Raw genomic sequence first — 10,553 nt, forward strand, 5'->3', positions numbered from 1 at the left:
GCTATCGTCGGGATTATTAGTTACTCGTTCTGGAGGAATATCAGCAATGCCCTCACCAAAGGCGACAGTGCCAAAGTTCACTGGATCGGCATCTTCAGTGTATTCAAGATTAAAAGTTAGGTTAGTGCGATCGCCATTATCTCGATTTGTTCAACACTGTATCTGACATTCCGCAGATAATTTTCTCAAGGAAATAATTAAATGAATTTGCTTGAATATAGCCGTTTATAGCAATCGCCAATCTTCAAAAACACCAAATAATATATTAGTTCTTATTCTGTTTCTAAAATCGCTGTATTCTCTATCTCTTAAAGTGTGTAGACTAAATTGCTCAAAAAATCACGAAGAAATTAAATTTTTCTGCGGAATGTGAGCTGTATTGGCGGTTGTGTTCTTTCTCTTCCAGACTCATAACTAAAAGATTATCATCATTTTATTTTCCTTTTAACTACTTCTTTTATTCGTATCTAGGCAGTTACAAAATAAGTCTATTTAAAAGTAATTTTACGTTCTATGTTATGCCTTATTTCATATTAAAATAATGTAGTAATTTTAATTATTTTCTTTTACTTTGATCGCGAATAGTACTATTTATTCCTTGAATAATACCTTTAGCAATTAAGCCAATACCACGACCAATTACTTGAGTTAAAGTAAAGACTAAACCATTACCAATCAAAGCAATAAGCGCTCGCAATCGAGGAGATGTTGCGTCTCTTAATTCTAATATTATAGTTGTTAACCAGGGTAATCCTTGCAGTTGATACAGTTCTCGATCTCTGGGAGTATTTATGGTTAGTTGTTTGATTATTCCGTTACGTAAAACAAATAATTGGTAACAGCTTTCAAAGATATTTTTGGGATGATTCCAATATCTTGCTTGACGATATCTCCAAACAACTTCGTTACGAAATCGGGCAATTTTACGAGAATTATTGTATTTACTATCGTAGAGATTGTATTTAAAAGTTTCTAGTTCGGCAAAGTAATTTAAAATTACTTGCATTACTCCATTAGCGATTTGAATGATTAAATTATGAAGTAAATTAACTGCTCTTACTGTAGCTTCGGGAGCATCAGGTCGATAGCTGATACGATCGATAATCAAGGGTTGTTCCCAACTTAAATAGGGGAATAACTCGGTAGCAAAATAAATTTGAGAGAAGATACTGCTTTTAATAGTTTGATATTCGCGATCGCAAATTGTTAAAAAGGTGTCATAATCGATATCGGAATTCTCTTGATAGTTTTGAAAGAAAAAATTAATAGTGGTTTTTTGCCAAATTTCATAAAGACTTTGTTCTGTCTGTAAAATGATATCCCGCTCTCTTTCAAATTCTAAAATTGCTTTTTCCAGATTTTCAATAATTAAATAAAATAACTTTTGTCTCGCTGGAGGTTGTAAAATATCAATTTCTAACCAGAGATTTGTATAGTTAGCAACTCCTTGACTAATATCGCTTAAAACTCGATTAAAAACTTTAGCTGTAACTGAATCGGTATTAATAGTTGCAATAGCAATTTCGGGCGGTGATAAAAGCTGATTTTTCTTAGCTTCTGGTAACGCTTTTGATGTGGGGATATTATTCGAGATTGGCTCGTTATATTCTCCTGTAAGACTATTAAGTAACCAGCTAGCCGTTTTTAATTCTCTTTTTTTTCCTGAGAATAATAACTTTTCCCAGATAGATAAATCCTCGTTTGCTAAACGACTTTCAAGATCGTTAAGCTCTGTAGTAAGTTGTTGTTTACCTGGTTGACTAATCTGGGATAAAGTTCTTTGTAAGAGATTAGGATTGCTGACAGGGAGATTCTTTTCTTGCCAATAAATTTCTCCTGCTGCAACTTTCCGCAAACCATAAACTAAATTTTCGATATTAATTCCCTTTTTGCAAAAACCCTTGATTCCCATTGTTTTGGCTTTAACAATCTCATCGGCTTCCCAATTAGCAGCCAACAAAAAAAGCGGTATTTGGGGATATTCTTGTCTTAATTGTTGACAAAACACCAAAGGATTGCGCTTTTTATCGATTTTATCTTCAATATCCCATTCAATTAGAATAAGATTGGGCATAAAACCCTCTTCTAATTGGCGGAAAATATCATCTGTCGTATTCTCTTGTACTGCGATTTCAAAATCCCCATAGTGACTCAAAGCAGTACACAAACCTAATCTAAATATAGGATCGCGATCGATTATAAACAATTCGATCTGTTTTTCACTCATCACTTACTGTTAACTTCCACAGGTTAAACAAAATGATAATCGTTAATGGCTATTTATTGGTATTATGTTTATTTACTGATGAACATAAAATAGCTTCAGAAAGAAAATCTCAGATTTTTTAGCACGCCCACCTAATAATCGATCAAGTTTACAGCAATTCTTTATTGTATAAAATATATCAGACGTGAAGTCAGAGAATAAGGATTTTAAAGTTTTCCAGTAAGTTTAAATTTATATCTCATAAATCTGAGAAACGCTATAGCTACTCACCAACTTTACCAAATACTGATAATTTATAACTAATTTTTCGAGATTTCAGGAGCAAGAGGAATAACATATGGTATATCAACCAAATGGAGTGATAATGCAATACTTCCACTGGTATTTACCCCCTGATGGTAAATTGTGGCAGGAAGTTACAGCAAGAGCTAAAGACTTAGCGAATATTGGGATTACTGCTTTGTGGCTACCTCCTGCTTATAAAGCTAGTGGTGGAGGCTACGATGTGGGTTATGGTGCTTACGATTTGTTTGATTTGGGAGAATTCGACCAAAAAGGGACAATTAGAACTAAATACGGTACAAAAAGCGAATATTTAACAGCGATTAAAACCGCTCAACAAACAGGATTGCAAGTATATGCAGATGTGGTAGTCAATCATAAAAATGGTGGAGATGAAGCAGAGACAGTAGATGCAATTCCCGTTGCTCATGATAATCGCAATCATACTATGGGAGAACACAGACAGATATCCACATACACTAAATTTAATTTTCCTGGGCGAGGAAATAAGTATTCAGATTTTAAATGGAATTGGCAACATTTTGATGCAGTTAATCATAATGCTTTTGACTGGAATGACCATAGCATTTATCGTTTAAAGGATAAACATTTTCAAACTGATGTCGATCCTCGTCATGGTAACTATGACTTCTTAATGGCTTGTGATTTGGATATGAGTAATCCAGAGGTTAGAGAAGAACTAACTCACTGGGGAGAATGGTATTTAAACACTACAGGAGTTAATGGTTTTCGTCTTGATGCGATTAAACATATTAGTTTTCTTTTTTTTAAAGGCTGGTTAGATAAAATGCGAGCCAACACAGGGAAAGATTTATTTACTGTTGGAGAATATTGGGCAGATGATATTAATGCTTTGCACTGGTATATAAAAAATACAGAGGGAAAAATGTCTTTATTTGATGTACCCCTCCACTACAATTTCCATCGTGCTAGTCGCCAAGGAGAAAGCTATGATTTGCGTCAGATTCTCGATAATACACTGATGCAGCAACAACCCAGTCTGGCTGTTACCTTTGTGGAAAATCACGATTCTCAACCCCTTCAAGCTTTAGAATCCCCTGTAGAAGATTGGTTTAAACCTTTAGCTTATGCTTTCATTCTGCTGCGTCAAGAAGGCTATCCTTGTGTATTTTATCCCGATTATTTCGGCGCGCATTACAAAGATAAAGGAAGAGATGGCAACGAACATGAAATCTGGTTAAATAGCCACCACTGGATTATTGATAAACTCCTTTACGCCCGTCGCAACTATGCCTATGGCGCACAATATAATTACTTCGATCATCCTAACACTATCGGCTGGACAAGATTAGGTGATGCAGAACATCCTCAAGCAATGGCGGTATTGATTAGTAATAGTTGGGGTGGTAGCAAATGGATGGAAGTTGGCAAACCTAACACAGCTTTTTATGATGTCACCGAGCATCTCGAACATACTGTAACCACTAATGAACATGGTTGGGGTGAATTTAGCTGTAATGGAGGTTCAGTATCTGTATGGGTGGAAGCAAGTAATAAGTAATAAGTAATAAGTAATAAGTAATAAGTAATAGGTATGTGCAAAAAATTGTTTAATTTTGAGACTTAAAGCAAGAATAAAATAACAATTAGCTAGTTTTTATCATTTGAACTCGACCTTAATTCTTCGTAGTGAAAGATTACTTGTCCACAAAAGCCTGTTTTTTGATTTAATTTGAGGTATTTTTGTAAATCCTGTTTACTAACATACTTATTATTAGCTTTGAGAGCAATACCAGGAGCAAATTTAGCTAAATCTGAAGAGTTAAAATACTTTTTGATTTGGTTGACTTCGTGACGATAGCGGAAAAAATCCGAACGATATATCTGAGGATGAATTATATCAACTAAACCTTTATTAACCCAAGCTTTGCTATCTTGTAAGAGATTTTGTAAGCAAAAAGGATATACCGCAGGAGCAAGAGACAATAAGATATTGGGTTTTACTGCTTTTACTTGCTGATATAAATTAGCTAAAAATTCTGTAAGCAAATTAGCACGCCATTGTATCCATTGAGGATCTCGATCGTTCTTTGGTGGTGCATGATTAAATTCTCTTTGGTACTTACTTACAGTGTAGGTATCGTATCCTGATTGTATCGGAGCAGCAGGAAAGCGATCGCATCCTTGGATACCATCTACGTCATATTTTTTCACTACTTCCAAGACTAATTCCAACATGAATTGCTGCACTTGGGGATGAAAACCATTCATCCAAGTTAAGCCACCATGAGTTACTCTCTCTCCTTGGGAATTAATTGCTTTCCAATCAGGATTTTGTTTTAAAAGATGTCCTCCACTAATTAAATGAGATGCAGCAAAACCATACTCAAACCAAGGAATTACTTTAATATCATTTTGATGGGCTTCCGTAATAATTTCGGCAATAGGATCGCGATTCTGTTTATCATAAAAAGGGTCTATCTTGGGAAAATCATAAGACTGCATCACCGCACTGGGATACAAAGTATAACCTCGATTCCAAATTACGGGAAAGATCGTATTGAATTCTTTTTCTTTGAGGTATTTAATCGCTTGTTTGGTATTTTCTAGAGATGCTAAAACTTGACTATGAGGATGATTAGCAATCCAAACTCCCTGTATTTGTTTCATAATGTAAAATGTAAGAGGAAATAAGTTATATATTACGTCAGTTTAAAAAGGAATAGATAATTATTAATTTTTAGCAAGATCGATAAATTACTCTAAAGTTTTATTATTCGGTAATTCATTGATTTTTTCATTATAGTTTCCTCAAAACTTACATAATATTTTTAGACCTCAAAAGTGTCTGTAATTTTTTCTTGTAATTGGGATCGTTAAAAAATTACGATTAAATCAACTTTAGAATTTAGTGTTAATTTACATAGAGTATTCATGTGATTAATATTTATACTAAATTATAAGGTTTATGCAAATTGCTTGGCGCATCAAAATACATCATATTGCTCATATCATTACTGCTTCTGATAATAAAGTTTTCGCATTAGCTAATCATTCAAAGCTTCTTTGTCTTAATAGTCGAACGGGGGAAGAATACTGGAGCGTAAATGTTATTAATCCTTGGGGATGGTTAGCTTTAAATAGTAAGACAGTTTTTTATCTTAATCAGCATGATTTTCTTATGGCTTTTGACATAGATTCTGGTCAACAAATCTGGCCAAAAAAATTAGAGAGTATTTTTGGTTGGCTTCATGCTTCGGAGAATAGCGTAATTGTTGGTGGATGGCGTGGTTATACAAATTTATTCTGTATTGATGCAACAACAGGAAAAATTTGTTGGGAATTTACTACGGTAAATAAAAAAATAAATCGTATTTTTATTTCCGAAAATCAACTAAATGTTGGTATTGCATTTAATAATCAATCGCAAATAATATTTTTAGAATTAGCAACAGGTCAACAAATAAATCAAATAAAGATCGACGGAATCTGGACTAAAGCTAATTTTGATTATATTCCTCTAAGTAGCTCTGGTAGTTGGAAAGGTATTAATCGCTATTTAATTTTTCAGCATACAGAGAGTAAATTTTATAGAGTTGATTCTAATTTTTTCAATGTACAGGATTTTGAAATAGAACAAAAAATAAAATTACAAAATATAGAAGAACATTCAGGATTAGTTCCCTTTATAGGTCAAGACAATTCACTTTGTATATTTAGTATTAAAACAAATAAGTCTATTAATATAGGAAAAATCCAACATAATAGTCAAAATATATTACCTATTTATATACAAAACGAGTTAAGTGCTATTGTAGGAACTTCCTCTGGTATGATTTATCATTTTGATAATACTAATCGCTATTCCAAAATTAAAGTTGGTAAAAGAATTTCGACATCGTTAAATTGGTCAGGAAATAATTTATGCTTTGGTACAGCAAGTGGTGAAATTATTGGCGTTTCTTTAGAGTAAGATGTTTTTAGCAGCAGCTTATAAATTGAATTGAGTTTTCAAAAGTAATACCAAACCAAAAAATATTTATAACACATACAATCTAGTAATTTAACCTAAAGGGTATAATATATACCGTATAAAATATAATTGCAATTAGTAGGTGGCAGCAATGACACTTAAAATAAAGCCTCAATTGGCAGTGCTTCGCGCTATGCATGGAAAAATTAGTCAATCTGAATTATCCAGACAAACTGGCATTACACAAAAACAATTAAGTGCTTTAGAAACAGGAAAAACAAAAGGTATTACTTTTGAGACGCTGGCAAAACTGTGTCTGTTTTTTTCTTGCACTCCCAATGAGTTGTTACAGCTTGAAGCAGAAATAAAAGCAGATTCTTCTCCGACAGCAGAAGAGTTATCATTGGCTGATGAAATCATCTCTCGTGGGTTAAATCGCGCTATGACAGCACCTCAACGTTCAGTGCAAGAAATATGGGCAGAATTTGATACAGTTAGAGCAAAAATAGCTAATAATGCTTCAATTAAAGATAAATGAGGCAGTAGGTGATTAAAGTTGTTTTAGATACTTCAGTTTTGATTGCTGCACTTCTCAGTAAAAATCAGAAAAGCGCACCTGTGCAAATTCTCAATAGTTGGCGCGAACAACGCTTTACACTAATTATGGCACCGCCATTAATGCGAGAATTAGTTGTCAAACTCATTCAAAAGAATGTTCCTCAAACAGATATAGAAGATTTAGTGGCACTTATCGCAGAGATAGCACTTTATATCCCTGGTGCTTATGAAGCAACTCGTTTAGATAATATCGATCCAGAAGACAATATGTTTTTAGCAGCAGCTTATGAGTCAAAAGCTGATTACATAGTGAGCTTGGATAAGAAGCATCTACTTCCACTCAAACATTATCATGGCACACAGATTCTCAATCCCACTTTATTTATTCGCGCATTAAATTCCGAGGAAAATTAACTTCGGTTTTTCAGGGCGAATGACTATTTACTCTTATGTTTGAGACGAAATTTTAACTTATTGCAAAATTTATCTTTCCAGATTATCAACTAAAAAAGCCCATTTATCAGCTATTTCTTCAATAATTTTAGCAGTAGGCTTTCCTGCACCATGTCCCGCTTTAGTTTCGATACGAATTAATACAGGGTTATTTCCTTGATGTGCTTCTTGTAAAGCTGCTGCAAATTTAAAGCTATGGGCGGGTACAACGCGATCGTCATGATCGGCGGTAGTTATTAGGGTGGCTGGATATTTAGTACCCGATGTGAGATTATGTAGGGGAGAATAAGCATATAGTGTCTTAAATTCTGCCTCATCATCAGGGCTGCCGTATTCCGAACACCACGCCCAACCGATAGTAAACTTATGGAAGCGCAACATATCCATAACACCTACTGCGGGTAAGCAGCACGCGAAAAGTTCGGGACGTTGTGTCATACAAGCACCTACTAATAAACCGCCATTACTACCACCTACGATCGCAAGTTTCTCGGAAGAGGTATACTTATTGTTAATTAGCCATTCTGCTGCTGCAATAAAATCATCAAACACGTTTTGCTTGTTTTCTTTCATTCCTGCTTGATGCCAAGCTTCCCCATATTCCCCACCACCTCGTAAATTGGGAACAGCATAAACTCCGCCTAATTCCATCCATACTAAGTTAGCAATCGAAAAGCTAGGAGTAAGAGAGAAATTAAAGCCACCGTAAGCATATAAAAAAGTAGGATTATTTCCGTCTAGTTGCAATCCCTTTTTATGGGTGATAAACATGGGAATGATTGTACCATCTTTACTGGGATAAAAGACTTGTTTGGTTATGTAATCATCGGGATTGAAATCTACATTTGGCTGACGAAAGATCGTACTAGTTCCTGTTACCATGTCGTAGCGATAAATAGTAGAAGGAGTGGTGAACCCTGTAAAAGAAACAAAGGTTTCCGTGTCGTATCTTTTGCCACCAAAACCGCCAACTGAACCAATACCAGGTAAATCTATCTCACGAATAAAAGTCCCATCTAAATCAAAAATTTTAATTTGCGATCGCGCATCTTTTAGATAGTCAGCAACAAATTGATTATTAAGTAGCACTACTCCTTCTAAAGTTTCCTCAGCTTCAGGAATAATTATTTGCCAGTTAGCTCGATCGGTATTGTTAATATCAATAGCGATTACTTTACTCTTGGGTGCATCTAAATCTGTTCTAAACCAAAAGATATCATCATCACAATCTATAAAACGATAGCTAGCTTCAAATTCGTTAATTAATTCAATTACTTTGGCATTAGGATTTTCTAAATCTTTATAGAAAACTAAATTTTTAGGATCGGTACCACGCCACACACTAATAATTAAATAACGTCCATCTTCGGTTACTCGACCACCAAAACCCCATTCTTTTTCATCAGGACGCTCATATACTAAAACATCTTCTGTTTGTTCAGTACCCAAGCGATGATAATAAAGTTTTTGATAATAGTTAACATCTTCTAATTTGGTTTTTTCATTGGGTTCATCGTAGCGACTATAAAAGAAGCCTTGATTGTCTTTTGTCCAAGAAGCACCAGAAAATTTAATCCACTTAAGATGGTCTGCTAAATCTTCACCTGTGATAACATTTTTTACTTTATATTCATTCCAATCCGAACCAGCAGTTGATAATCCATAAGCCATCAAACTACCATCATCACTAATAGCTAAACCCGATAAAGCAACAGTCCCATCTTCAGATAATTTATTGGGGTCTAATAAAACTTGTGGTTCATCTTCTAAAGATTCTAAAGTATATAAAACACTTTGATTTTGTAAGCCATCATTCTTAAAATAAAAATAGCGATCTCCTCTTTTAAAAGGCACGCCAAACTTTTCATAATTCCATAATTGAGTAATTCTTTCTTGGAGTTTTTCTCTAATTTCTAATTGAGATAAATAACCAAAAGTTACTTCATTTTGGGCTGTAACCCACGCTTTAGTCTCTTCACTATCAGGATTTTCTAACCAACGATAGGGGTCTTTTACTTCAATCCCAAAAAGGTTTTCTGAATCTTTAGTTTGTTTGCTTACAGGATAATTAAAAGTATTCATTGTTAATTATAGAATTAAGTGAGTAGGGTCAATTTAAAGTAAGAAGTGAAGGTCACCAAGTCAATATTTAGAAATTAGGAAGCTTTTGACTATGCTGTTAGTTTAGTACAAAAAATAGCCTAGTATGCAGTCAAACAAAAGATAGAGGCGTTTTCTCGTTTAAAAACCTTAATGCAAGTTCATTCTCTAAGATTATTATACGTTGGCATCTCTTTTCTTCTAGTTAATATCTGGATAAATATTTTGTGGCGAAAAATTAGTCAACCAAGACGGGGAGGACGATTAATTTATCGTGAAATATTTAATCTCAAACAAATGCTGGAATTTTTGCGTCAAAGTGTAGACCGAATTTATCAAGTAAGAGAAGCCATTTATCTTCCTTCTGGTTAATCTCAATAAATTTTTCAGTTTTGTATAAGTAAATTTAATATAAATAGGAGAGAGAATTGAGCAAAAAAGTAGCATAGAATACATTCTATTGGCGATCGCCTTTTTGGCGATCTACTGAAAGTGAAAGCCGTAAATATGATTGCTCAAGTTGTATTGTACTATACACTCCTTCCTATTTTTTGCGACATAACCATACAAAGTACAGCAGATAAAAAAACAATACTGCTAAGGATTACACTAGTTTCCAGAGTGAAACTCCCTAATTGAGTACCAAGAAAATCGAACAAACTAATTCCACCACCAAAACCGCCAAAATACATTCCCACACCTAATCCTCCATGAGATTGGGGAACTAAACTTAAGGCAAAAGGTACTGCTCCATTAAGAATCAAACTCAACACAAATACCAAAAGAGCGATGGCAATTATCTTAATTAATCCATTGGGCAAAAAGAGTAAAGCCAACAAAAATACAACTGTTCCCAAACCCCCTATAATCATACCCAGAGAGTTTCCTAATTTACTAGCAAGTTGGCCTGCTGGTAAAGCAGCTAAACCTAACAGGACAAAAAATAAAGTCATTGCCAGTTTAGTATGGGCTTCTCCT

General features: G+C 34.3%; 7 protein-coding genes and 2 pseudogenes. 5 read left to right on the forward strand and 4 right to left on the reverse strand.

The genetic code is table 11. From position 1 onward, the window contains the following. Positions 1 to 556: 556 nt before the first annotated feature. Entirely contained in the window at positions 557 to 2,227 is a 1,671-nt protein-coding gene (locus tag H1P_RS26510; RefSeq protein WP_144873260.1) for a DUF3685 domain-containing protein, read from the reverse strand. Positions 2,228 to 2,564: 337 nt separating this feature from the next. On the opposite strand from H1P_RS26510, the gene H1P_RS26515 reads away from it, so the two are divergent. Then, a complete protein-coding gene (locus H1P_RS26515; RefSeq protein ID WP_144873263.1) occupies positions 2,565 to 4,052 on the forward strand; it encodes an alpha-amylase in 1,488 nt (495 codons plus the stop codon). Between the two features lie 89 nt (positions 4,053 to 4,141). Here H1P_RS26515 and H1P_RS26520 read toward each other — a convergent pair whose 3' ends face one another. Next, positions 4,142 to 5,161 carry a glycoside hydrolase family 10-like protein gene (locus tag H1P_RS26520; RefSeq protein ID WP_144873266.1) on the reverse strand — a complete coding sequence of 340 codons (1,020 nt, stop codon included), beginning with the start codon at positions 5,159 to 5,161 and terminating at the stop codon, positions 4,142 to 4,144. Positions 5,162 to 5,459: 298 nt separating this feature from the next. Between H1P_RS26520 and H1P_RS26525 the strand changes: the two genes are divergently transcribed. The 3 genes from H1P_RS26525 to H1P_RS26535 all read left to right on the forward strand — a co-directional run bounded on the left by H1P_RS26525 (position 5,460) and on the right by H1P_RS26535 (position 7,436). Then, positions 5,460 to 6,464: an outer membrane protein assembly factor BamB family protein gene (locus H1P_RS26525; RefSeq protein ID WP_144873269.1), complete on the forward strand. Its 1,005-nt coding sequence runs from the start codon at positions 5,460 to 5,462 to the stop codon at positions 6,462 to 6,464. A gap of 151 nt (positions 6,465 to 6,615) precedes the next feature. Next, positions 6,616 to 7,002 (forward strand): helix-turn-helix domain-containing protein, encoded by a 387-nt coding sequence (locus tag H1P_RS26530; protein ID WP_222427252.1) that lies wholly within the window; start codon positions 6,616 to 6,618, stop codon positions 7,000 to 7,002. Between the two features lie 8 nt (positions 7,003 to 7,010). Next, entirely contained in the window at positions 7,011 to 7,436 is a 426-nt protein-coding gene (locus H1P_RS26535; RefSeq protein WP_144873271.1) for a putative toxin-antitoxin system toxin component, PIN family, read from the forward strand. A 69-nt stretch (positions 7,437 to 7,505) separates the two neighbouring features. Here the strand turns inward: H1P_RS26535 and H1P_RS26540 are convergent, their stop codons facing one another. Then, positions 7,506 to 9,557: a prolyl oligopeptidase family serine peptidase gene (locus tag H1P_RS26540; RefSeq protein ID WP_144873274.1), complete on the reverse strand. Its 2,052-nt coding sequence runs from the start codon at positions 9,555 to 9,557 to the stop codon at positions 7,506 to 7,508. 183 nt (positions 9,558 to 9,740) lie between these two features. Here H1P_RS26540 and H1P_RS26545 point away from each other — a divergent pair. After that, positions 9,741 to 9,947 (forward strand): annotated as a pseudogene (locus H1P_RS26545) (ISH3 family transposase); the annotation flags it as partial. A gap of 158 nt (positions 9,948 to 10,105) precedes the next feature. Here H1P_RS26545 and H1P_RS26550 read toward each other — a convergent pair. Next, positions 10,106 to 10,553 (reverse strand): annotated as a pseudogene (locus H1P_RS26550) (MFS transporter); the annotation flags it as partial.

The sequence above is a fragment of the Hyella patelloides LEGE 07179 genome (assembly GCF_900659865.1).
Classification (GTDB): Bacteria; Cyanobacteriota; Cyanobacteriia; order Cyanobacteriales; family Xenococcaceae; genus Hyella; species Hyella patelloides.

What these genes read in the sequence shown, in the direction of transcription:
- H1P_RS26515 (WP_144873263.1), top strand. Translation starts at nt 2,565, where the DNA reads ATGGTATATCAACCAAATGGAGTGATAATGCAATACTTCCACTGGTAT.
- H1P_RS26530 (WP_222427252.1), top strand. Translation starts at nt 6,616, where the DNA reads ATGACACTTAAAATAAAGCCTCAATTGGCAGTGCTTCGCGCTATGCAT.
- H1P_RS26540 (WP_144873274.1), bottom strand. Translation starts at nt 9,557, where the DNA reads ATGAATACTTTTAATTATCCTGTAAGCAAACAAACTAAAGATTCAGAA.
- H1P_RS26510 (WP_144873260.1), bottom strand. Translation starts at nt 2,227, where the DNA reads ATGAGTGAAAAACAGATCGAATTGTTTATAATCGATCGCGATCCTATA.
- H1P_RS26525 (WP_144873269.1), top strand. Translation starts at nt 5,460, where the DNA reads ATGCAAATTGCTTGGCGCATCAAAATACATCATATTGCTCATATCATT.
- H1P_RS26520 (WP_144873266.1), bottom strand. Translation starts at nt 5,161, where the DNA reads ATGAAACAAATACAGGGAGTTTGGATTGCTAATCATCCTCATAGTCAA.